Origin of the sequence: Microbacterium sorbitolivorans (genome assembly GCF_003327285.1) — a bacterium.
Classification (GTDB): Bacteria; Actinomycetota; Actinomycetes; order Actinomycetales; family Microbacteriaceae; genus Microbacterium; species Microbacterium sorbitolivorans.
In genome coordinates, this window is the sequence record NZ_KZ848473.1 from 982,350 (window position 1) to 1,006,167 (window position 23,818).

Here is a 23,818-nt window from a genome sequence, read left to right on the forward strand (position 1 = left end):
CGCCCACGGGACCGGATCCCGTGGGCGCCTTCGGGCGCGATTACTCCGAGAGCTCGAGGAGCGTCTCGAGCGCCTTCGTCAGGTCGGCGTCGGCCTCGGCGTAGGCGACCATGTCGCCCTTGTCGAGCGCCGCCGTCTTCGCGTCGAGGGCGGTCTTCGCCGCGGCGAGCGCCTCCTCGTAGCTTCCGGCCGGCGGGGTGACGCTGCCCGAGTCGGGGTCGTCGGTCGGTTCCGGCGTCGGGTCGGTCGTAGTGCCGCTATCGGTGTCGTTGTCGGTGGGCTCCCCCGTCTCGGGGTCGACCGGGTCGACGTTCTGGTCGCCGGTCTCGGCGCCCGAGTCGCCGCCGAACAGCTTGTCGAGGGCCTCGGCGAGCGTGTCTTCGAACGCGACCTCGTCACCGAACGCGACGAGCACCTTGCGCAGCAGCGGGTACGACGTGTCGCGCTTCGACTGCACGTACACCGGCTGCGCGTAAAGGAGGCCACCGCCGACGGGAAGCGTCAGCAGGTTACCCGGCACGACGTTCGAGTCACCGATCTGCAGCACGTTCAGCTCGTTCGCGATCTCCTGGTTCGAGTCGAACGCGTTCTGTACCTGTCCGGGTGCCGGGATCGTGCTGCTCGACGATATCTCGAGCATTCGGAGCTTGCCGTAGCCCTCGCGCACCGTGCCCGCCTCGCTACCGGCATCGGAGTCGACCGAGAGGTAACCCATGAGCACCTGGCGGTCACCGCCGTCGGGGATGAACGAGGTGAACATCGAGAAGGTCGGCTCGTCCTCGCCGGGCATCTGCATCGTCAGGTAGTACGGCGGCTGCAGGGCCTGGTCGTTGCTCGGGTCCTTCGGCGTCTCCCACGCGTTGTCGCGCTGGTAGAACGCGTTCGCGGTGTCGACGTGGTAGATGCCGAGCATCGAGCGCTGCACCTTGAACAGGTCGGTCGGGTAGCGCACGTGGCTCATGAGGTCGCCCGACATCTCGCTGATGGGCTTCAGCGTCGACGGGAAGATCTTCTGCCAGGTCGCGAGCACCGGGTCGGTCTCGTCCCACGCGTAGAGCGTGACGGATCCGTCGTACGCGTCGACGGTCGCCTTGACCGAGTTGCGGATGTAGTTGACGTCGTCGACCAGCAGGTTGGGCTGCGGGTTGGCCGAGTCGCTGATCGCCTCCGACAGGCTCACCTGGGTGGCGTACGGGTACGACGCACTCGTCGTGTAGCCGTCGATGATCCAGACGATGCGGCCGTCGACGACCGAGGGGTACGGATCCTGATCGAGCGTCAGGTACGGGGCGACCTTCTGCACGCGCTCGCGCGGGCTGCGGTCGTACAGGATCTGCGATTCTTCGTTGATCTGGTCGCTGAAGAGGATCTCCGCCGACTGGTACTTCAGCGAGTACAGCATGCGGTTGAAGTAGTTGCCGAGGCTCGGGCCGCCGTCGCCGGAGAACGTCGTGTAGATCTGGTTCTCGGTACCGCCGGATCCGGTGGCGTAGTCGAGCTCGACGGGGTCGGCTCCCTCGGGGGCGCCGACGATCGAGTACTCGGGCGACTCCTCGCCGAAGTAGATGCGGGGCTCGTACTCGGCGTCGGTCAGGAAGCCCTTCGAGGGGATGTCGCCCTCGACGAAGACCGGCTCGCCCTCGTTGGTGCGGGCGTTACCACGGGCCGCGACCATGCCGTAGCCGTGGGTGTAGGTCATGGTCGAGTTGACCCAGCTTCGGTTATCGCCGAGGCCGTCAAGGTTCAGCTCGCGCAGCGACACCACGGCGTCCTGCGTCTCGCCGTCGATCGTGTAGCGGTCGACGTCGAGGGTGTCGTGGAACTGGTAGTACGGGCGCACCTGCTGCAGCTGCTGCACGGTCGGGCCGATGATCGACGGATCCATGAGACGCAGCGAGGCGGTCGTGTCGGCGTCGCCGCGCAGCTGCCCCTTCTCGACCGTTGTCTCGGCCTCGTACTCGGTGGTCTCGATCTGGTCGAGACCGTACGCGGCGCGGGTCGCGTCGACGTTCTTCTGGTAGTACTCGGACTGCAGCGCGCGCTCGTTCGGCGTGACCTGAATGGTCTGCACACCCCACGGCAGCGCGACCGTGACGACGAGCGACGTCACGATCAGCAGACCGGTCGCGACGAGCGGGTAGCGCCACTTGCCGATGAAGGCGGTGACGAGGAACAGCACGGCGACGAGCACGGCGACGATCGAGAGGATCGTCTGGCCGGGGATCAGCGCGTGGGTCGCGACGTAGTCGGGACCGGTGATGCGGTCGTGCGTCGACACGAGGCTGGCGTAGCGGCCGATCCAGATGCTCACGCCCTGGAACAGCAGGTACACGCCCGCGATGATTGCGATCTGGATCCGCGCGGACTTCGAGATCGAGAGCTCACCCTGGCCGACCCGCACGGATCCGTACAGGTAGCTGATAACCGCCGTGATGAGGAGCGAGATGAGCGTGACCGCGAGCACGAAGCTCACGACGCTCTGGTAGAACGGCAGGTCGAACATGTAGAACGAGATGTCGAGGCCGAACTGCGGGTCGGTCTCCCCCGTCTCGACGCCGTTGGCCCAAAGCCAAGCGGTCTCCCACTGCGTGGACGCGGCGAAGCCGGCGAAGAAGCCGAACAGCACCGGGATACCCCACATCGCGAGGCGGCGCAGCGGCTCGACAACCTCCTGGTACCGGTCAAGCTGCGAGCTGAGACGCGCATACACCGGCCGCAGGCGGTAGGCCAGGAACATCGACAGCCAGACCGGAACGCCCATGCCGACGAAGCCGACGGCGAACATCACCGCCCGCGCGATCCATTGCGTCGTGAGCACTGAGGCGAAGTCGAGCTGGCGATACCAAAGGAATTCGGTATACAGGCTTGCCAGCCCAAACAGCGCCACCAGGATGACGGCGATAATGGCGACGGTCGCGACAACGATCCGTCTGGTCGGCGATGACGGCGTGGCCGAGTTCTGCTGCGAGGTGGAGGTCACCCCTCCATCTTAGGAGAGCCTGTTATGACGCGGCGCAGGTAGGAAGGTTCTCGGCTTCGCCCTGAGCGATCGCCTCGACCGCCGCGATCGACTCCTCGAGCGTCGAGGTCGAGATGACCTGCAGGCCGTCGGGGACGTGCCCGACGACCTCGTCGCAGTTCGAGGCCGGCGCGAGGAAGTAGTCGTTGCCCGCGTCTCGCGCGCCGTAGAGCTTCTGGCGGATCCCGCCGATCGGGCCGACGGTGCCGTCGGCCTCGATCGTGCCGGTGCCTGCGATGGCCGCGCCGCCCGTCATCTCGCCGGGCGTCAGCGTGTCGACGATGCCGAGAGCGAACATCATTCCGGCGCTCGGGCCGCCCACGTTGTTGAGCTGGATCGAGATGTCGATGGGAAGGTCGTAGCCGCTCATGAGGCTCACGCCGATCGCCCACGAGTCCTCGCCGTCGAGCGTGGCCTTCTGCGGCGTCACCTCGACGTCGCTCGTCTCGCCATCGCGCTCGATCGTGAGCGAGACCGGATCCCCGTTCTGCGCACCGATGATGTCGCGCAGCTGCGTGACGTCGGTGATCGTCTCGCCCTCGGCGGCGAGGATCCGGTCGCCCTCGGAGAGGATCCCCTCGGCGGGCGAGTCGTCGACGAGCGACACGACGCTGATGTCGGCGGGGACGTCGTAGCCGAGCGCGATCAGCGCGGCGGCCGATGCCTTGCTCTGCGAGTCCTCCATCATGACGGCGTTGGCCTGGTCGCGCTGCTCGCTCGTCTCCCCCTCCGGGAACACCGAGTCGATCGGCAGGATCGCCTGCGAGGGACGGAACCAGGCGAGCGCCAGCTCGGTCCACGACAGGGGGTGCTCGCGATTGCCCACGACCTGCACCGTCGTGAGCGAGAGCGATCCGCTCGTGTCGTAGGTCTCGGCGTCGTCGACCGCGATCAGCGGCACGTCCTCGTCGTCGGCGTTCTTGACCTCGCCGAGGGTGTTGAACACGGGACCCGGCTGCTCGAGGACGTATCCGGTCGGCAGAAAACTCATGACGAGCAGTGCAACGATCGCTACGATCAGGGCCGAGGCGCCAACCGTCAGTCGACGTGACCAGCGGCGCGTGCTCTCGATGGCTTCTGTCACTGCCCGTACCTTCCTCGCCGGCCGAGGAATGTACTCGGCTCAGAGACGTTAGCGTAGTTGTACTACCCACAGCGCAGGCTGAACACGGCGGCGAAAGGCGGCTCCTCATGAGCGACAATACCCCGGACGACGACTTCCAGGAGATGCTCCGCCGGATGCTCGGCGGCGACCAGAATGCGTTCGGCGAGGCGGGCATAGACCCCGAGCAGCTTCGCAACATGGGCGTGGATCCGGCGCAGCTGCAGCAGATGATGGCCGCGTTCCAGCAGGCGATGTCGACCTCGAACGGCGAGATCCCGTGGGACTCGGCCCGCACGGGCGCGCTGCACGTGGCGAACCAGGACAGCCTGGCGATCACCTCCGGCCAGCGCAACGACCTCGCGGGGGCCTTCCAGCTCGCGGATCTCTGGCTGAGCGAGGCGACGAACCTCGACCCGACGGGGCAGCTCCCGATCGTGCTGACGCGCGGCGAGTGGGTCGAGCAGACGTTGCCGGTGTGGCAGGAGACGGCAGAGCCCGTCGCCGAGTCGGTCGCCGACGCGCTCACGGACGCGCTCGAGCAGCAGACTCCCGAGGAGATGCGCCAGGCGATCAGCGGCGCGAGCCGCATGATCCGCCAGGTCGGCGGCTCGCTGTTCGCGGCCCAGCTGGGCCAGGTCGTCGGCAAGCTGTCGAAGGAGGTCGTGTCGGGCGGCGACGTGGGCATCCCCGTCCTGCCTCCCGGCGTCGCCGCGATCCTGCCGCAGAACTTCGATGACCTCGGCGAGGGCCTCGAGATCCCCCACGAGGAGCTCGCGCTCTACTTCGCCGCCCGCGAACTCGCGCACGCCCGCCTCTTCAAGCACGCAAAGTGGCTGCGCCTGCACGTCATGAGCCAGGTCACCGACTTCGCCCGCGGCATCCACATCGACACCGACGTGCTCGACGACCTCGCCGGGCGCTTCGACCCGTCGGATCCGCAAGAGCTGCAGGAGGCGCTCGGATCCGGTGCCCTGTTGCCGAAGCAGACCGAGGCGCAGAAGCACGCGCTCGACCGCCTCGAGAACATGCTCGCCCTCATCGAGGGCTGGGTCGACGTCGTCGCCGCCGACGCGGCGGCGCGGATCCCGAGCCTCGACCGCATCGCGGAGGCGACCCGCCGCCGCCGCGCCGTCGGCGGCCCCGCGCAGGACGCGCTCGGCATGCTCGTCGGCCTCCAGCTGCGCCCGCGCCGCCTGCGCGAGGCCGCGGCGATGTGGCGCGCGATCGGCGACGCCGTCGGCCGCGACGTGCGCGACGGCCTGTGGGACTACCCCGACCTCGTGCCGACCGCCGAAGACATCGACAACCCGCAGGGCCTCATCGCCCGCCTCGAGGCGTCGGCGCGCGGCGAGGAGGCTCCCCGCGACGAGATGGACGAGGCCCTCGCCCAGCTCTTCGCCGAGGCCGAGGCCGAGGAGCCGGGCGACGACGCGGGCGAGGCCCCGTCGGGCGACGAGCCGGACCGCTCCTAAGCCGGAACGATCCACAGGCGGATTTCGCGGATCCGCCTGTGGATAACCGCCCGCGCGGGCGGGAAGAGGGGCACAATCGGCGACATGCCGATGATTGAGCTCGACCCCGCGTACCCCGTGCTGTGGCGCGACGAGCGCAGCGTGCAGGTCGGTCTCTCAGACCCCGTGTGCACGATCGTGGACCCGACCGCCTGGCAGCTCGAGCTGCTCCGTGTGCTCGCGCACGGCGTCGCGCCCGGCCAGATCGCGGGCCTCGCGATGGCGCTCGGCGGGGATCCGGCGGAAGCGACGGCGCTCGTGGCGCAGCTCGGCACCGCGCTCCGCGAGGTGACCGAAACGTCCGAGGTGTCGCTGCTCGTCACCGACCGCGTTCCCCATCCCGCGGTCCTCGGGGTATACGACGCGCTCGCCGACGCCGGCTTCACGCCCGTGCGGCGCACGACAGCCGACGCCGCGGCGACGCCGGGCGCGATCGCCGTCATCGTCTCGGCGAGCCTCGTGCCGCCGTACCTCGCACACGAGCTGGTGTCGGCCGACGTCGTGCACGTGCCCCTCGTGCTCGACTCCGAGCGAGCGATCCTCGGCCCGGCCGTGCGGCCGGGCGAGACGGCGTGCCTCGCCTGCCTCTGGGCGCACGAGGTCGACCGCGATCCGGCGTGGCCGGCTCTCGCGAGCCAGCTGCTCGCCCGCGAGCTAGTGGATCCGCCGACGAGGTCGGTCGCCGGATCCGCCGCCGCACTGCTCGCGCAGGTGCTCGCGGGGGTCTCGCCGGAGTCGGGGCGCAGCCGGTCGGTCGAGCTCAGCCGCGACGGCCGCCGCCGGTGGCGTTCGCACGCTCCACACGCAGAATGCCTGTGCCGATCTCCGCAAGGAACCGCGACGGAGATCGTTCACCTCGGCCCGCGGCGCGTGCCCACGAAAGCGACAGCGTCTGCGCGGCACGAGTGATGCCGACGTAGGCGAGGCGCCGCTCCTCGTCGATCGCCTCGAGGTTCGACGCGTACGAGATCGGCAGGAGGCCCTCCGAAACGCCGACGAGGAACACGTGCGGCCACTCCAGGCCCTTCGCGGCGTGCAGCGTCGACAGCGTGACGGTGCGCATCGCCGGCTCGTGCTGATCCTTCGCCCGCGCGAGCAGCTCGTCGGCGAAGCCGCGCAGGCTGCGCTCGGACGTCGACTCCGCCAGGCGCACGATCGCCTGGCGCGCCTCCCACGCGGTGCGCAGGGCGCCGCCGGCGGGAGGCGCGTCCTCCACGTGGCCGAGGCCCCGGAGCACGTCACGCACGGCCTCGAGAAAGCCGAGATCGCTCGGCGCGACGGCCGCCGCGCGGATCGCGAGGATCGCCTGGCGCACCTCGGGCATGTCGAAGAAGCGCGTGCCGCCGAGCACCGTCGCCGCGACCTGCGCGTCGGCGAGAGCCTGCTGTAGGAGGGCGGACTGGCCGTGCGCGCGATAGAGGATCGCGATGTCGCTCGCGGGCACGCCGCGATCGACGAGCGACCGGATCCGCGCCGCGACCCCCGCGGCCTCCGACGCGTCGTCGGGGTACTCGACAACGGCGGGGCGCGGCGTGTCCGACTCGCGGGTCGGCCGTAGCCGCAGGGCGCCCGCGCGGTCGCGCATGAGGGCGTTCGCGGCGTCGAGGATCGGCGGGGCCGAACGGTAGTTGTGCTCGAGGCGCACGACCGTCGCGTCGGGGTACCGCGTGCCGAACTCGAGCAGGTGCTTGGCCTCGGCGCCCGTGAACGAGTAGATCGTCTGGCTCGCGTCGCCGACGACGCAGATGTCGCGCCGGTCACCCAGCCACAGCTCGAGCAGCCGGTTCTGCAGCGCCGAGACATCCTGGTACTCGTCGACGGTGAAGTGGCGGTACTGCTCGCGGATCGCGACGGCGACGCGCGGCTCAGCCTCGATCATGCCCGCGCACGCGAGCAGCACGTCCTCGAAGTCGAGCTGGCGGCGCTCGTCCTTCAGCTTCTCGTAGGCGGCCATGAGGTCGACGAGCGCCGATGCCCCGACGGACCCGACGGCGCGGCCGAGTGTCGCGTAATCGTCGATCGAACGCATCGTGACCTTGCGCCACTCGATCTGCGCGGCGATGTCGCGCAGCGTGTTGGTGTCGGGCCTGATGCGGAGCGAGTCGGCGGCGTGCGCGAGCAGGCGCACCTTGTTGTCGATGATCGACGGGGCCGTGTCGCCCGCGACCGTCGGCCAGAAGAAGTTGAGCTGCGAGAGCGCCGCGGCGTGGAACGTCTTCGCCTGCACGCCCGAGATGCCCATCTGGCGTAGCCGGCCGCGCAGCTCGCCCGCCGCCTTCGTCGTGAAGGTCAGCGCGAGCACGCGGTTCGGCGTGTAGGTGCCCTCGTCGACGCCGTGAGCGATGCGGTGCGTGATGACGCGCGTCTTTCCGGTGCCGGCGCCGGCGAGCACCGCGACGGGGCCGCGCAGGACCTCGGCCGCGCGCCGCTGCGACTCGTCGAGCGCGTCGAGCGGGCTCACTTCTCGTCGTACCAGGTACGGATCAGGTGGTGCGCGACCGACGCCCCACCCGGGAGCCGCACGTCGAGCTCGCCCGCGAGTCCGCGGCCGATCTCCTCGCGCGAGAACCAGCGCGACTCGATGATCTCCTCGCCGTCGGGCTTCACCGTCTGCTCGTCGACGATCGTCGCGTGGTAGCCGAGCATGAGCGAGCGCGGGAACGGCCACGCCTGCGAGGTGATGTAGGTGAGGTTGTCGACCTCCACGCCCGTCTCCTCGAGCAGCTCGCGGTGCACCGTGAGCTCGGCAGACTCCCCCGCCTCGACGAAGCCCGCGAAGCACGAGAACATCTCGCCCTTCCACGCCGCGTTGGCGCCGAGCAGCAGCTTGGTGCGGTCGCGATTGGTGATCGCGACGATCACGGCGGGATCCGTGCGGGGGAAGTGCTCGCGACCGCAGGAGGCGCACCGGCGCGCCCAGCCGGCCATCGTGATGGTCGTCGCGGATCCGCAGCGCGGGCAGAACGGCGAGTCGGCGAGCCAGCGGCCGAGGGCGAGCCCCGAGACGAAGAGCGATGACTCGAGCCCGTCGAGCGACGCCCCGATGGTGCGGTAGGAGGTCCACTCGCCGCGCGCCGGATCCGGTGCCTCGCCGCCGAAGACGGCGAGCAGGTAGGCCTGGCCCGCGCGGTCGCGGCCGAGGAAGGCCCAGGTCGCGTCGCTCGCGACGTCGGCCGGATCCGCAAACGCGATCGTGCCGCCCGCGATGGGCGCCTGGTCGCCGGCGATCTGCACCACGCGCGTCAGCGGATCGTTCCGCAACCGGTCGATGAGCCCCTCGTCGGTGCGCTCGTGTGCGCTGGTGTCGAATGCATCGGCGAGATCGATCATCGATGTCCTCTCGGTTGGGGCTTCCTGCGCGGATTCCTGCGTGGCGTGGTGGCCGCGCCCATGCTGTCCGCCTAGTCTGGGCGGCATGGCACGTTCCCTTCTCACTCTAGCCGCGGCCGCTTCGGCGGCCCTGCCCGATGTCGGGATCGAGGGGGTCCGCCAGCTGACCACCGCGACGTCCGGTCGCTACGACGCCGCGCTCGTGACGCTCGAAGGCGGCGAGGATCTCGTCGCCCGCGTTCCCACCTCGGCCGATGCCCTCTCCGATGTCGAGAGCGAATTGATCGCCCTCCGCGCCCTCACCGCGGGCGCCCGCGAGGTCATGGGCTTCGACGCGCCCGAGCTGCGCGGCACGGCCCCGTTCGACGACACCCGCGTGATCGTGACGACCTACCTGCGCGGCTATCACGTCGAGGCCGCCCACATTCCCGCCGGCCGCGGCGTCGCCGACGCCATCGGCCGCGCGATCGGCCGCGTGCACGACCTGCCGCAATCGGTCGTGCGGAGCGCGGGGCTTCCCGTGCGCTCCCCCGCCGCCGCGCGCGCCGACCTCGAGCGGCTGCTCGACGCCGTCGGCCGGAGCGGGCGCGTGCCCGTGCGGCTGATGGTGCGCTGGCGCGAGGCCGTCGAGGACGACAGGCTCTGGGACTACGATTCCCGCGTCGTGCTCGGCGGAACCCAGTCGACCTCGTTCGTGCTGCGCGACGCCGCCGACGGAACCCCGCAGGTCGCGGGCGTGCTCGACTGGCAGGGGCTGTCGATCGGCGACCCCGCGCTCGACCTGCACTGGAGCGCGGGCGCCCCCGACGCCGTCGAGGACATCTTCGCGGCCTACGCCGATGCCTCCGTGCGTGCGCCCGACCGCGCACTGCGCGTGCGCGCGCGGCTGCACGCCGAGCTCGAGTTCGCCCGCTGGCTGGTGCACGGCCTCGAGGCGCACCGCCCCGACATCGTCGACGACGCGGCCGAGCTCATGGACTCGCTGTCGGCCGGCCTCGCCGGCGACGCGCTGCTCGCCGACCTGCCGCGGCAGGATCGCGGCGACATGAGCGAGGCGATCGCGATTCTCGACCGCGTGCCGCGCGACGTGCGCGCGTCGGCCGATACCTCGATGCACACCGACGCGTTCGACCCGAACGACCTCATGCTGCACACCGACGAGACGTGGGACGCGGCGCCGCCGCCCCACGCCCGCACGGAGGCGTCGACCGAGTCGATCGACGTAACCCAGCCGGTCGACGCCGTCGCGCAGGGCGACGACCCGATGGATCCGGTGGACGTCACCCAGCCGATCGGGCTGCGTCCCGACCCCTCGTAGCCGCGCGCCACCGCTCGACGATCTCGCGCTCGTCTGCGGGGTGCGTATCGCGCAGGACGAGGTCGTCGGGGACGTAGTAGAGCACCGCGTCGATCTGATCGAGCGGCACGCCGTGGCGGCGATGGTAGGCGAGGCGGTAGAGCGCCAGCTGGAGCATGCGATCGGTCTTCTCGGCGTCGGTGCGCGGCGCCTTGCCGGTCTTCCAGTCGACGATCTCGATGCGGTCGCCGCGACGGTAGACGGCGTCGAGCTTGCAGATCATGATGTGCGGCGGCCGCCCCTCGTCGAGCTCGAGGGCGAAGTCGACCTCGGTCTCGACCTCGACCGGCTCGAGCCCGGCCCACTCGCTGCGCTCGAACGTCGCGCGCAGCGCCGCGAGGTCGCGCTCGTCGTCGGCTGACGCCGCCGCGACGCCCGACCACTCCTCGCCGTCGTCGAGATCCCACAGCGCGTCGTCGGGCGAGGCCGCCGAACCGGCGAGGCCCGAGCGCTGCTCGACCCACTGGTGAAAGAGCGTGCCGAGGCGCGTCTGGCGGTAGGGCCGCTCGGGCATGGGGCGCTCGAGCTCGCCGATCGTGCCCTCAAAGTCGACGACGTAGTCCTTGAACTTCGAGGCCGGAACGCGCACGGGGATCGCGAGCGCCGCGGCGCGATTCTTCTCGTCGCGCTCGGCGAGGAGGCGGCGGATCTCGGGCGTCATCTCGGCGGCCGCGGCCGCGCGGACCTCGGCGGCGGCCCGCTCGACGGCGCCGCGGCGAGCGCCGAGCGGGTCGAGCGGCCACTGGGCCGTGGCCCCGTCGCCCTCGTAGGGGTTCTCCGCCGTCTTCTCGAGCTCGGCGGTGACGAGCCGCGCGGCCTTCGCGCGCGCGGCGTAGCGCTCGCGCACCGCGGCATCGGCGAAGAGCGGGCGATCCTCGCCGGGCTCGCCGCCGTCGACGATCCCCGCGTCGGCCGCCTGCACGCGCGCCTCGATCTCCTGCAGGATTTCGTCGAGATAGGTGCTGGCCGCGCGCGGCCGCGTCTGCCCCGCCCAGTGGGATCCCGTGAGCAGCAGGTGCCCCCTCGCGCGGGTCACCGCGACGTAGGCGAGCCTGCGGTCTTCGCGCGCGGAGGCCTCGCGGACCGCCCCGCGGAAGGCGTCGAAGGCCTCCGCGAGCTCGGTCGTGAGCTCCTTGCGGGTCTCGTCCGTCACGATCGCGGGCGCGAGCCACTGGAACGACGGCCGCGCGGCCGAGTCGCCGCGGAACGGATCCGGGAGCTCGCCGGTCGCGAAGCCCGCCTGGAGGTCGCGCGGCGACGACGGGAGCTCGCCCGCCACCAGGCGCACGACGGCGACGGCGTCCCACTCGAGGCCCTTCGAGCCGTGGATCGTGAGCAGCTGCACGACGCCAGGCTCGGGCGGCTCGGCGCGCGGCGCGAGGTCGTCCTGCCGCTCGGCCTGGTCGATCCAGGCGAGCAGGCTGCTGAGGGTGCCGCGCTCGTCGATCGACAGGAAGCCGCGCACCTCCTCGGCGAAGGCGCGAAGCTGCAGCTGCGCCGAGCGGGCCGAGCCCCGCGTCTCGTTCGCGAAGAGCTCGACGTCGAGGCGCAGCTCTTGCTCGATCATGCGCAGGAGCTCGGGGATCGGTGCGCCCGCGGCCCGGCGCAGGCGCTCGATGACGTCGGCGGCCTCGCGGAGGCGCGCCTGCCCCTCGGCCGTGAAGGCCTCGAGCAGCCGGTACCCGTCGGGGCTGCGACGGAGGAATTCGAGGGCGTCGATGATCGACACCTGCTCGTCGATGCCCGCCGACCCGCGCATGCGGTCCTTCACCTCATCGCTGAGCGGCGCGAGCGACCCGTCTCGGCGGTTCAGCTCGACGGCCAGGTCGTAGAGGGCGCCCATGTCGGCGACGCCGACGGCGAAGCGCGGTCCGATGAGCAGGCGGATGAGCGCCGAGCCCTCGGCGGGGCTGTGGATCACGCGCAGCGCCGAGACGACGTCGATGACCTCGGGGGCGGAGAGTAGACCGCCGAGGCCGAGAATGCGGTGCGGGATGCCGCGCGCCGTGAGCGCGTCGGCGAATCGCTGCATGTGTCGCTTCGCGCGGAAGAGGATCGCACCGGTGTGCGGCTTGCCGCCCGGGTGCTGCGCCGCGTGCTCGGCGCGGCGCGCCTCGAACCACTCGGCGACGGCCTCGGCCTCCCCGTCGATCGTCTCGGGATAGCGCACCTCGAGATCGCCGATGCCGGCGAACGGGTTCGGCTCGAGCGGCTTCACCTTTACCGTTCCGGGCAGCGCCAGCGGCTCCACGAGCCTGTTCGCCGCGGCGAGCACCATGCGGTCGTTGCGCCAGCTCGTCATGAGCGCGAAGCTCAGGGCCCCGGACTCGCCCGCGAACTCGGTAGAGAACGCGTGCATATTGTCGGAGCTCGCGCCGCGCCACCCGTAGATCGACTGGTTGGGGTCACCGACGGCCATGACCGCGAGGCCCCGGAACATGCCGGCGAGCAGCCTGGTCTGTAGCACCGACGTGTCTTGGTATTCGTCGAGCAAGACGACGGGGAACTGCGCGCGCAGCTCGGCGACGACGTCGGGGGCGCTCTCGACGATGTCGAGCGCACCCGAGACCTGGTCGGCGAACTCGAGCAGGCCGCGGCGCTGCTTCTCGGCCGAGTACGCCTCGACGAGGTCGAGAAGCATCGGCAGGGCGTTCAGCGAGGCGTACGCCTTCTCCCAGTGCTTGTCGCCCTTCTCGGTGACGAACGGTGCGAAGTCCGCCGCGCGGCGCGCGGCCCAGCGCCGCACCTCGCCCGGGTCGGCGCGGTTGTCGAGCAGTGCGCTCGAGAGCCGCTGCACGTCTTCGACGACCGTGTTCGGCGAGCGGTCGAGTTCGACGAGATCGGGGTGGTTCGACGAGAAGACGACCTGTCGCGTCAGCAGCCAGGCGGCGGATCCGCTCAACACCTCGGCGTCGGGGTCGCGCCCAATGCGGGAGGCGTTCTCGCGCACCACCGAGTCGGCGAACGCGTTATAGGTCGATACGCGCGGCCGGTTGAGCATCGCGTCGAGCGCGTGGTCGTCGTCGCGCCGTGCGATGCCCCAGCCCGCGGCGAGCTCGTCGAGCACCTCGCGCCGGATCACCGCGCGCTGCGCGTCGGTCTTCGCCCGGCCAATGCGCGCGAATTCGGGCGAGGCCAGCACGTCGGCGAGGCGAGGGAGGAGCCCGCGCGACGCGTACTCGTCGAGGGCCGCGAGGCGGTGCGAGATGCGCTCGGCGAGCTCGCCGGCGGCCTTGCGCGTGAACGTCAGGCCGAGGATCTGGTCGGCGCGCACGTGCCCGTTCGCGACGAGCCACAGCACGCGGGCCGACATCGTCTCGGTCTTGCCGCTGCCGGCGCCCGCGACGACGAGGGCGGGCTCGAGGGGCGCCTCGATGACCTCGCGCTGCGCCGGGGTCGGGCGGTGCAGCCCGAGCGCGTCGGCGATCTGCTCTGCGGTGATCGTGTGACTCATGCGCTGACGGCTCCGATCGTGTGGATGCGGCAGATGGGGCTGAGGCGGTCGCCCCGGCAGTGGTCTTCGACCGCGGCCGTGAAGCTCGACGCGGCCATGCCGCGCGCCGCCTCCGCGACGCGGGCGAGGAACTCGTCGCGCTCGTCGCCGAGGAGCGTCTGCTGGTGGGCGACGCGGTAGTTGCTCTTCGCGAGGGTCTTCGACACGACGACGAGCCGGGCGCCCGCGAGCGCATCGGGGGCGGCGCCCTCGACGAGGCCCTGCTCGACGGCCAGCTGATAGGCCGAGAGCTGGGCGTCGGTCGTCACCTTGGCGTCCGCCACGCGCTCCTCGCCCTTACCGCTCTTCAGGTCGACCACGACGACGCGACCGGCCGACTCGTCGGCCGCGTGCATGGCGGCGAACTTCTTCGGATAGCGCGCGTCGGGGTGCTCACCGGCACCCGTCGGGTAGGTCTCGACCCGGTCGATGATGCCGCCGATGACGGCGTTTCCGGGCGCGTAGACCTCGTCTCCCGAGACGACCGACGCGTCGGCGAGCGTGACCGCGAAGCGGAACGGCGCCTCGGAGGCGATCACGCGGCCGCCCTGCGCGCGCACCTGGCGGAGGTAGGTGTCGAGGCGCTCGATGTACTCGTCGATGCGCCTGCGTTCCTTCTCGGCGAGCCAGCTGGTCTCGAAGTCGAGCTCGCTCCAGCGTTCGTCGACGACGCGGCGCATCTCGTCGATGCCGCCCTCGGGCACGCGCTCGAGCGCCGCGTGCAGGAGGGTTCCGAGCCCCGCGCTCGGCGAGGTGATCGTGTCGCCGCCGAGCGAGCCGATCGCCCACTCGAGCCCGCACGCCTCGAAGCCGTCGATGCGCGACGGCGAGACGCGCACGAAGGTCTCGTCGAGGTCGCGCAGCGGCGCGAGCGTCGAGGCGGGGCGCACCCCATACCACTCGGTCGGGTCGGCCCCGGCGACGCCGTTCTCGGCGAGCACCCGCAGCTGCGCCGCGGCCTCGGCGCGCTCGGCCGCGTCGTGCGACGACGTGAGGATGCGCCGATACCTGCCGACGAGGCCGCGCAGGGTGAGCGGGTGCTCGCTCCCCGCGCCCGGCTCGATGGCGGGAGGGAGGTATCCGAACAGCGGGCTCGGCGCGGAGCCCTCGTCGTTGACCGCCGTCACGATGACGCGCGTGCGCGCACGCGAGAGGGCGCGCACGAAGAGGCGAAGCTCGTCGTAGAGCGCCTGGCGGCGGCGGTCGAGCGTCGCGGGCTCCGGCACGGGCGTGCCCTCACGATGGGCGCGCACGGCGTCGCCGATCCGCCAGGTGCCGAGGAGGCCGCCGCGCAACCGGGTGTTCGGCCACACGCCGTCTTGCAGGCCCGCGATTACGACGACGTCGAACTCGGTCGAGAGCGCGTTCGCCGGCGTCATGAGGGCGACGGTCGCCTCGCGCTCGGGGGCAGAGAGCGAGTCTTCCGGCACGTCGCTCTCGAGGATCTCGCGGATGAAGTGGTCGGCGCCCGCGCGCGGGTTGCGCTCGATCGCGCGCTTGGCCGCCGCGAACAACGCGACGAGGCCGTCGAGCGACCGCGCCGTCTCGCCCGCGCTCGGGCCGGGCGTCGTCGCCTGGCGACGCCACACATCGGCGAGGCGCCGGTTGCCCGCAAGCCGCGCCCTGTCCCACGCGTGCCACAGCAGCTCGTGAATCGTGGCGCCGTTCGAGGCCATCTCGTGCACCTGGTGCAGGGTCGTCGCGAAGCGCTCGGCCCGCCGCCCCTCGTCGATGTCGAGAGACGAGAACAGGATCGGGTGCGCGAAACCTTCGGCGAGCAGCTCGCGGGCGGGGCGCGTGCCCGCGGCCGCGAGCTCGGCGTGGCGCAGCGCACCGCGCAGGCGGCGCAGGGCGACGCCGTCGAAGCCGCCGAACGGGGTGCGCAGCGCCTCGATGAGCCGGTCGATGTCGCGCTCGGCCGCGGGGAGCAGGGCGAGCCGCACGATCTCGAGGATCTGGCGCACCGTGCGTTCGCTGCCGAGCGGGCGGGGCACGCCCGACGCGCGCGTGGGCACGTCGCGCGCGGCGAGCTCCGACTCGAGCGCCACGAGCTGGCGGGTGTCGTGCGCGACGACCGCCATCTTGCCCCACGGCACGCCCTCGATGAGGTGCAGCTCGCGCAGGGAACGGGCGATGTAGTCGCGCTCCTCCCCCGGCCCGCCGACGGTGACGGCGCGCACATCGTGCCACTCGACGGGCTCGGGCCCCGGCGCCTGGCGGTGGTCGACCCGCCCGCCCGCGCCGATCGCCTGCGTCGCGCGGCGCACGAGCCACTCGATCTCGTCCGACGACCGGTACTGCGCCCGCAGCACGTACACGTCGCCGAGGGCGCGCACGAGGGCGCCGAACAGGTCGGGTGTGATGCCGCGGAAGGCGCCGGAGGCGATGTCGGGGTCGCCCGCCGCCAGCACCGCGATGCCCCGCGCGCGGAGCGACTCGATGAGCGCGACGCCGCCGAGCGTCAGCTCCTGCGCGTCGTCGACCAGCACGACGCGAATGCGGTCGATGCCCGGCAGCGCCCGCTGCTCGGCGAGCGCGCGGCGCGCGGCCGACGCGAGCTCGGCTGCCCCCATCGCGTTGGTGCTCATGCGGCTGAGCACGGCGCCGTACTCGCGGGTGAGCGCGGCGATGGGCCCCCACGCGCCGCCCGCGAGCTGCGCCAGCTCGTCGCGCGACACGTCGAGCTCGATCGCCGCGTCGATGAACGCGCGCAGCTCGGAGCGGAAGTCTTTTGAGCGGCGCACCGTCTCGCCCAGGTGCTCGGGCCACGAGATTTGCGGCGACTCGATGTCGCCCTCGATGATCTGCGAGAGGATGCGGTCTTGCTCGGCGCCCGTCAGCAGCTCGGGCGGCTGCTCGCCGCGCAGCAGCAGGTCGGCGCGCACGATCTGAAACGCGAAAGATCCCACCGACCGCGCGAGCGCGCCCGGTGTCGCGACGCCGACCCGCTGGCCGAGCCGATCGCGAAGGCGCGTGGCGGAGGCGCGCGACGGCGTGAGCACGAGCACCTGATCGGCCTCGAGGGGCGCGCCCTCGCCGCCGATCAAGCGGGCGACCCGCTCGACGAGGGCCGCCGTCTTGCCGCTGCCCGGTGCGCCGATGATCGTTCCGCTCGCGTCTGCGGGCAGCTCGAGCACCGCGCGCTGTTCGGGATCCCACGAGATCTGGCTCATGACGACAACGCTAGTGATGACCTCCGACATCCGAAGAATCACCCCTGCGCGTTCGCCCTCAGCGTGCGCCGCCGCCGGGCGTTCGTCGCGCGGATAGAGTGGAATCGCGCCCCGATCGGGGCGAGTCAGCACGACGAAAGGCACGACCCCGTGGATATCCGCATCGGCATGATGAACACCGGCCGCGAGCTCAACTTCGCCTCGGACGAGACGGCAGAGGCCATCAGCGCGAAGGTCAGCGACGCCCTCTCCGCGGGCACGACCCTCACCCTGACCGACGCGAAGGGCTCGACCTACCTCGTCCCCGCCGCCTCGCTCGCCTACATCGAGATCGGCTCGCAGGACGTCCGCAAGGTCGGCTTCGTCGCCTAACGGCCCGTCTCACCGCGCCCGTGGCGCCGCCGCATCGCGGCGAGCGCCCGGGCGCGGTTTCTTATGCGCTGAGACCCAGCGCGCTCATGCGCTGGGAGTGGGCGGCGACGAGCGCCGTGAAGACGGGCTCTACCTTCTCGGCGTCGTCGGAGTCGTTCGCCGGCAACAGCGCCGCGCGCGCGACGAGGAGCGTGTCGCCCACGAGTCGTCGCGCCCACATCGACAGCAGGCCGCGCATCTCGTCGTCGGCCTCGATCGTGGCGGCGAGGAGCTGCGTGAGCTGCTGCCGGTCGTGATCGGCCCCGAGGATCCGCTCGACGCGCCGCCCCGTCTCGCCGTAGGTCGAGGCGAGAGCGAGATAGAAGTCGTCGAGGATTCCGGCCGTGATGTGCACCGTCAGCATCGTCTCGCGCTGGCGCGAGCCGAGCGTCGACGTGCGGAAGGCGTCGAGGCTCGCCCTAAAGGGCTCCATCGCCTCGGCCGGATCCGCTCCGCGGCTGCGGATGACCTCGACGATCTCCTGGTGCTTCGTGAGAGCGGCGCCGGCCGCGAGCGACAGCGCCTCCTTCTCGACGAGCTGCGGGGTGCGGCGGATCAGTCGCGTGAGCGTCTCGAAGTAGCCGAGCTGCAGGTACGCGGCCTGGCCGAGGAAGACGAGCACGTCGGGCGCGAGCTCGGCAAAGTCGACGCGCACCGCGTCGCCGTGATCGCCCCGCGACCTCAGGCGGAGCTTGCGGACAGGCCTGCGGCGCTGCCAAAACCAATTCACCACGATCACCAGGGTACGCTGGAGTCAGCCCCGGCATGGGATCGGGGCCCCGCGCCTGTGGCAGATGAGTAGAGGCGTGGACGTCATCACCGGCGGCGGCCGCGTCATCAGGCGCCGCGCCGTCGAGACAGGCAGTCACATATGACAGCGTTCGCCGATCTCTCGATCGATGAGGACATCGTCGCCCAGCTGGCGACAAAGGGCATCGAGGATGCCTTCCCGATCCAGGAGCAGACGATTCCGATCTCGCTCCCGGGCCAGGACGTGATCGGCCAGGCCAAGACCGGTACCGGTAAGACCTTCGGCTTCGGCATCCCGGTCGTGCAGCGCCTCGGGCTGAACCCCGAGCCCGGCGTGAAGGCGCTCATCGTCGTGCCGACGCGTGAGCTCGCGACTCAGGTCTACGAAGACATGGACCTCCTGACCGGCGGCCGCTCGACGAGCGTCGTCGCGATCTACGGTGGCAAGGCCTACGAGGGCCAGATCGAGCAGCTGAAGGCCGGCGCGCAGATCGTCGTCGGCACGCCCGGTCGCCTGATCGACCTCGCGGGCCAGGGCCTGCTCGACCTGTCGGGCGCGACCGAGGTCGTCCTCGACGAAGCCGACAAGATGCTCGACCTCGGCTTCCTCGCCGACATCGAGAAGATCTTCCAGCGCGTCGCGCCGAAGCGTCACACGCAGCTCTTCAGCGCGACGATGCCCGGCCCGATCGTGGCGCTCGCGCGCCGGTTCATGTCGAACCCGATCCACATCCGCGCGACCGACCCCGACGAGGGCCTCACGCAGGCGAACATCCGCCACATCGTCTACCGCGCCCACCAGCTCGACAAGGACGAGGTCATCGGCCGCATCCTGCAGGCGAACGGCCGCGGCAAGACCGTCATCTTCACCCGCACCAAGCGCCAGGCGCAGCGCCTCGTCGACGAGCTCACCGACCGCGGTTTCTCGGTCGGCGGCGTGCACGGCGACATGGGCCAGGAGCAGCGCGAGCGCTCGATGGCCGCGTTCAAGGCGGGCAAGAAGGACGTCATGGTCGCGACCGACGTCGCGGCGCGAGGCATCGACGTGAACGACGTGACGCACGTCATCAACCACACGATCCCCGACGACGAGAAGACGTACCTGCACCGCGCCGGCCGCACGGGCCGCGCCGGCCGCACCGGTATCGCGATCACGTTCGTCGACTGGGACGACCTGCACAAGTGGGCGCTCATCAACCGCGCGCTCGACTTCGGCCAGCCCGAGCCCGTCGAGACCTACTCGACGAGCCCGCACCTCTACACGGATCTCGATATCCCCGAGGGCACGAAGGGCCGCATCACGACGGCCCCGAAGAAGGAAGACAAGCCGAAGCGCGAGCCCGGCCAGCGCACGCGCCGCCGCCGCGCCGCGGGCGAGGGCGACGCCGCCGCGACCAAGGCGCCCGCCGAGGGCCAGGGCACGCACGATGGCGCGGGCGTCGAGCACCGCGACGGCAAGCCCGCCGCGGCCCGCCGCCGTCGCCGCCGCCGCTCCTCCGGATCCGGCACGCAGGGCGCGTAACCCACCCGATCGATGTGGTCCTCCCGATACAGGAGGGCCACATCGCGCGTTTACGGCAGGACCGGATCCGTGCCCGACGCCGCGCGCACGATGCGCTCGACCATCTCGGGCGCCGTCGTGTTCTCACCCGGGCGGTTGGGCTTGCCCGCGATGCCGTGATAGTCGCTCGAGCCCGTCACGATGAGGTCGTGCTGGTCGACGAAGCCGCGCAGGTGCGCGACGCCCGCGGCCGAGTTCTCGCGGTGCTCGAGCTCGAAGCCGCCGAGCCCGTCGCCGATGAGGGCGCGGATCACGTCGTCCGGCAGCATGCCACGGCCCGCGGGGTGCGCGATGATCGAGACTCCCCCTGCCGCGCCGATCGCGCGCACGACCTCGCCCGGATCCGGGGCGTCGTGCCCGACGTAGTACGGCCCCGCGGGGTGCAGGATCGCCGCGAAGGCCTCCTCGCGGCTCGCGACGACGCCGGCCGCGATGAGGGCGTCGGCGATGTGCGGTCGCCCGACCGTTGCGTCGCCCGTGCGCTGCGCGAGCACGTCGTCCCAGCTCACGGGATAGTCGCGCGCGATGTTGCGCGCGATGCGCTCGGCGCGCCCCACCCGGTCGTCGCGGACGCGGGCCATGAGGCCGGCGAGCTCGGGGGCGTTCGGATCCGGGAGATACGCGAGCACGTGCACGCTGCGGCCCCTGTGCTTCGCGCTGACCTCGATTCCGGGGATGAGCACGAGCCCCGCGGCGCGCGTCGCGCGGGCGGCCTCGTCCCACCCCGCGACGGTGTCGTGGTCGGTGAGCGCGATCGTCTTCAGCCCCGCCTCGGCCGCGCGCGCGACGACCTCCGTCGGCGGTTCGGTGCCGTCGGAAAAGGTCGAATGCAGGTGGAGATCCGCGGGGGCGGGAAGATCGTGGCGCACGAGAGGAGCATAGTGCGGCGGGCGGAGAAACCCGACACTAGGCCAATGCGCAGGTTTCGCACGCCCTTGCCTGCGGGTTTTCTCAGCGCCCGTGCGTAGGCTCGCCAACGTGATGCGTTCGCTCGGTGTCCTCGTAACGGTCATCTTTGCGTGCGTCGCGGCCGTTCTGACCTGGCCGCAGTTCTTCCGCCTCGAGCAGACCATCGGCATCGCCCACATCGTCGCCCTTCGCGGCGCGACCGTCGCCGGTTTCGCGGTCCTCGCGGTCGTGTTCCTGCTTCTCGCGGCGTCGCGACGGATCCGCGGTTTCGCTGTCTCGATGGCCCTCGTGTGCGTCATCGCCGCCATCTGCGGCGGCGTCACGCTCGGCCTGCGCGGCTACGGATCCGACACGCTGCCGGCCAAGCAGGATGACAGCGTGCGCGTGATGACGTGGAACACCGCGGGCGAGGCGACCACCGCCGAGGAGATCGCCCAGACGGCCGTCGCCATGGACGCCGACATCATCGCGCTCCCCGAGACGACCGAGGCCACCGGCGAGGAGGTCGCCCTGCTGATGCGCGACCTCGACCACCCCATGTGGGTGCACACCGAGGCGTACAACGAAGACATCGAGCGCGGCCCCGACGCCTGGCAGACGACCCTCCTCATCTCGCCCGACCTCGGCGACTACTCCGTGATCGAGGCCTCGTCGGACGGCACGACAGTGCTGCCGTCGGCCATCGCGATGCCGGTCAACGGCGACGGCCCGATCGTCGTCGCGGCGCACGCCGTCGCCCCGCAGCCCTCCTACCTCGAGCAGTGGCGCCACGACCTCGCCTGGCTCGCCGACCAGTGCGTCGACGGCAACGTCATCATGGCGGGCGACTTCAACGCCACGCTCGACCACATGAGCCGCCTCGGCCAGGGCGGCGCCGACATGGGCTACTGCTACGACGCGGCATCGCAGACGGGCAACGGCGCGGCCGGAACGTGGCCCTCGTCGATCCCCGAGCTGCTCGGCGCGCCCATCGACCACGTCATGGCAACGAGCAATTGGACCATCAGCGGGTCCGCCGTGATCGACAAGGCCGAGGGCAGCGACCACCGCGCGCTCGTCGTCCAGCTCGACCCCGCCGACTGATCAGCGGCAGTGACTACCCTGGTGTCATGAGCGACACCAGCGAAAACACGACGACAGACAGCAACACAAACCGCCGTCAGCCGTTCCCCCAGGGCTTCCTCGACACCATCGGAACCGGCTGGGCAGAGCGTGCGGACGAGATCCCCGCGCCGCGCGAGGCCGCGGCGTACGCCGCGAGGCGCCGCGACGCGCTCAGCGCGCAGTTCGAGGGGCGCCGCCTCGTGATCCCCGCCGGCGACTTCAAGCAGCGCTCGAACGACACCGACTTCCCGTTCCGCGCGCACTCGGCGTTCGCGCACCTGACCGGCTGGGGCGCCGACGCCGTCGCCGACTCGGTGCTCGTCTTCGACCCCGCGGGCGAGGCGCACGACGTGACGCTGTTCCTCCGCGACCGCGCCACGCGCGACACCCCGGAGTTCTACCGCGACGCGACGATCGGCGAGTTCTGGGTCGGCCCGCGCCCCTCGCTCGAGGCCGTCGCCGCCGACCTCGGCATCGAGACCGACCACCTCGAGAACTTCGAGCCGGGCGACGATGACCTCGTCGTCGACGAGCATGAGGGCCTCACGAGCGCCGTCAGCGAGCTGCGCCTCGTGAAGGACGAGTACGAGATCGCCCAGATGCAGCTCGCCGTCGACGTGACGGCGAAGGGCTTCGACGACATCGTCCGCGAGCTCCCCCGCATCGTCGAGCACCCCCGCGGCGAGCGCGTCGTCGAGGGCGTCTTCCACCTGCGCGCCCGCACCGACGGCAACTGGGAGGGCTACGACACGATCGCAGCCTCCGGTCCGCACGCGTGCTACCTGCACTGGACCCGCAACGACGGCGCCGTGAAGCCCGGCGACCTCATGCTGGTCGACGCCGGCGTCGAGCTCGACAGCCTTTACACCGCTGACATCACCCGCACGATCCCGGTGAGCGGCACGTTCACGCCGATCCAGCGCACGATCTATGAGGCCGTCCGCGAGGCCGCCGACGCCGCCTTCGCGGCCGCGAAGCCCGGCATGGCGTTCCGCGAGCTGCACAACACGGCGATGCAGGTCATCGCCGCGCGCACCGCCGAGTGGGGCCTGCTCTCCGTCACGGCGGAGGAGGCGCTCGACGCCGACAAGGGCGGCCAGCAGCGCCGCTACATGGTGCACGGCACGAGCCACCACCTCGGCATGGACGTGCACGACTGCGCACAGGCGCGCCGCGAGATGTACTACGACGGCACCGTCGAGCCGGGCATGATCTTCACGATCGAGCCCGGCCTCTACTTCCAGATCGACGACGAGACGGTGCCGGCCGAGTACCGCGGCATCGCCGTGCGCATCGAGGACGACATCCTCATGACCGAGGACGGCCCCGTGAGCCTCTCGGCCGCGATCCCCCGCACCGCGGACGAGATCGAGGCCTGGGTTCAGTCGCGCGACTGAACCGGGGTATCGGATCCGGTGACGGGCCCGGTGGATCGCTGATCCGCCGGGCCCTCGCCCGTTTCCGGGGCGCCCGCTTCGGGGGCCACGGGCGCGGTGGGGCGCGGCTGGTCGGTGATGCGGATGCCGTACTGCGGCGGATCCATCGACGGCGGGCGCGACACCGTGGTGCGCGGCTTCGTCGTGCCGAGGATCTCGCGCGACTTGGCGGTGTAGAGGCCCGTCACGGCGACCTCGTAGCGCTCGGCCGTGACGGCCATGACGCTCGCGTAGTCGCGGCGACGGCGGATGAGCGAGTAGTTCAGCAGGCGCAGGGCCATGCCGAAGGCGAGGCCGATGAGGACCATGCCGCCGATCATCGCGACGCTCGCGTCGGGCACCCAGATCACGGCGAACGCCGAGACGAGCATGCCGAGCAGGATGCCGTTCATCGCGCCCTGCCACGCCGCGCGGCCCCAGCCGAGCTTGCCGGTGATCTTCTCGACGGAGCGCAGGCCCTTGCCGACGATCGAGATGTCGCGAGCGGGAACGTCCTTCTCGATGAGCTTCGACACCGCCCGCTGCGCGCCCTCGTATTTCGAGTAGGTCGCGACGGTCTCGCCCACGTCGGGGGTCGGTAGCGCCATGTTCATCATGCTCATACACTCCATTGTCCCACGGGGCATCGCCGCAAGACCGGCTGAGACTATGCGCCCGCT

15 protein-coding genes are annotated in these 23,818 nt (G+C 71.3%); 6 read left to right on the forward strand and 9 right to left on the reverse strand.

Annotated features, from left to right (window positions below):
* Window positions 1-40: 40 nt before the first annotated feature.
* Window positions 41-2,980, reverse strand: a complete 2,940-nt coding sequence (locus DTO57_RS04980) for a UPF0182 family membrane protein (protein WP_114117065.1) — start codon at window positions 2,978-2,980, stop codon at window positions 41-43.
* A 22-nt stretch (window positions 2,981-3,002) separates the two neighbouring features.
* On the reverse strand, window positions 3,003-4,103 hold the full coding sequence (locus DTO57_RS04985) for a YlbL family protein (RefSeq protein WP_229730536.1): 1,101 nt from the start codon (window positions 4,101-4,103) through the stop codon (window positions 3,003-3,005).
* Window positions 4,104-4,210: 107 nt separating this feature from the next.
* Here DTO57_RS04985 and DTO57_RS04990 point away from each other — a divergent pair, with 107 nt between their 5' ends.
* On the forward strand, window positions 4,211-5,596 hold the full coding sequence (locus DTO57_RS04990; RefSeq protein WP_114117066.1) for a zinc-dependent metalloprotease: 1,386 nt from the start codon (window positions 4,211-4,213) through the stop codon (window positions 5,594-5,596).
* A 799-nt stretch (window positions 5,597-6,395) separates the two neighbouring features.
* Here DTO57_RS04990 and DTO57_RS04995 read toward each other — a convergent pair.
* Both DTO57_RS04995 and nudC read right to left on the reverse strand, forming a co-directional pair.
* Window positions 6,396-8,096 carry an ATP-dependent helicase gene (locus DTO57_RS04995; protein WP_114117067.1) on the reverse strand — a complete coding sequence of 567 codons (1,701 nt, stop codon included), beginning with the start codon at window positions 8,094-8,096 and terminating at the stop codon, window positions 6,396-6,398.
* On the reverse strand, window positions 8,093-8,965 hold the full coding sequence (nudC, locus tag DTO57_RS05000) for an NAD(+) diphosphatase (RefSeq protein ID WP_114117068.1): 873 nt from the start codon (window positions 8,963-8,965) through the stop codon (window positions 8,093-8,095). The genes DTO57_RS04995 and nudC overlap by 4 nt, the downstream gene beginning before the upstream one ends.
* Window positions 8,966-9,050: 85 nt before the next feature.
* On the opposite strand from nudC, the gene DTO57_RS05005 reads away from it, so the two are divergent.
* Window positions 9,051-10,283, forward strand: coding sequence for a phosphotransferase (locus DTO57_RS05005; RefSeq protein ID WP_162785660.1), 1,233 nt, complete (start codon window positions 9,051-9,053; stop codon window positions 10,281-10,283).
* Here the strand turns inward: DTO57_RS05005 and DTO57_RS05010 are convergent.
* On the reverse strand, window positions 10,246-13,776 hold the full coding sequence (locus tag DTO57_RS05010; protein WP_114117070.1) for an ATP-dependent DNA helicase: 3,531 nt from the start codon (window positions 13,774-13,776) through the stop codon (window positions 10,246-10,248). The two genes, DTO57_RS05005 and DTO57_RS05010, sit on opposite strands and share 38 nt — an antisense overlap.
* A complete protein-coding gene (locus tag DTO57_RS05015) occupies window positions 13,773-16,988 on the reverse strand; it encodes an ATP-dependent DNA helicase (RefSeq protein WP_162785661.1) in 3,216 nt (1,071 codons plus the stop codon). The genes DTO57_RS05010 and DTO57_RS05015 overlap by 4 nt, the downstream gene beginning before the upstream one ends.
* Before the next feature lie 150 nt (window positions 16,989-17,138).
* On the opposite strand from DTO57_RS05015, the gene DTO57_RS05020 reads away from it, so the two are divergent.
* Entirely contained in the window at window positions 17,139-17,360 is a 222-nt protein-coding gene (locus DTO57_RS05020) for a DUF3107 domain-containing protein (RefSeq protein ID WP_114117072.1), read from the forward strand.
* A gap of 61 nt (window positions 17,361-17,421) precedes the next feature.
* Here the strand turns inward: DTO57_RS05020 and DTO57_RS05025 are convergent, their stop codons facing one another.
* A complete protein-coding gene (locus DTO57_RS05025) occupies window positions 17,422-18,132 on the reverse strand; it encodes a ferritin-like fold-containing protein (RefSeq protein ID WP_114117293.1) in 711 nt (236 codons plus the stop codon).
* A gap of 138 nt (window positions 18,133-18,270) precedes the next feature.
* Between DTO57_RS05025 and DTO57_RS05030 the strand changes: the two genes are divergently transcribed.
* Complete coding sequence (locus DTO57_RS05030; protein WP_114117073.1) at window positions 18,271-19,671, forward strand: DEAD/DEAH box helicase; 1,401 nt, start codon at window positions 18,271-18,273, stop codon at window positions 19,669-19,671.
* Window positions 19,672-19,721: 50 nt separating this feature from the next.
* On the opposite strand, the gene DTO57_RS05035 is transcribed toward DTO57_RS05030, so the two are convergent.
* Window positions 19,722-20,579 (reverse strand): PHP domain-containing protein, encoded by an 858-nt coding sequence (locus DTO57_RS05035; RefSeq protein ID WP_229730534.1) that lies wholly within the window; start codon window positions 20,577-20,579, stop codon window positions 19,722-19,724.
* 112 nt (window positions 20,580-20,691) lie between these two features.
* On the opposite strand from DTO57_RS05035, the gene DTO57_RS05040 reads away from it, so the two are divergent.
* Window positions 20,692-21,702: an endonuclease/exonuclease/phosphatase family protein gene (locus DTO57_RS05040; protein ID WP_308420515.1), complete on the forward strand. Its 1,011-nt coding sequence runs from the start codon at window positions 20,692-20,694 to the stop codon at window positions 21,700-21,702.
* A gap of 26 nt (window positions 21,703-21,728) precedes the next feature.
* Window positions 21,729-23,120: an aminopeptidase P family protein gene (locus DTO57_RS05045; protein WP_114117076.1), complete on the forward strand. Its 1,392-nt coding sequence runs from the start codon at window positions 21,729-21,731 to the stop codon at window positions 23,118-23,120.
* Here DTO57_RS05045 and DTO57_RS05050 read toward each other — a convergent pair.
* Entirely contained in the window at window positions 23,105-23,761 is a 657-nt protein-coding gene (locus DTO57_RS05050; protein ID WP_187346589.1) for a YflT domain-containing protein, read from the reverse strand. The two genes, DTO57_RS05045 and DTO57_RS05050, sit on opposite strands and share 16 nt — an antisense overlap.
* Window positions 23,762-23,818 lie beyond the last annotated feature (57 nt).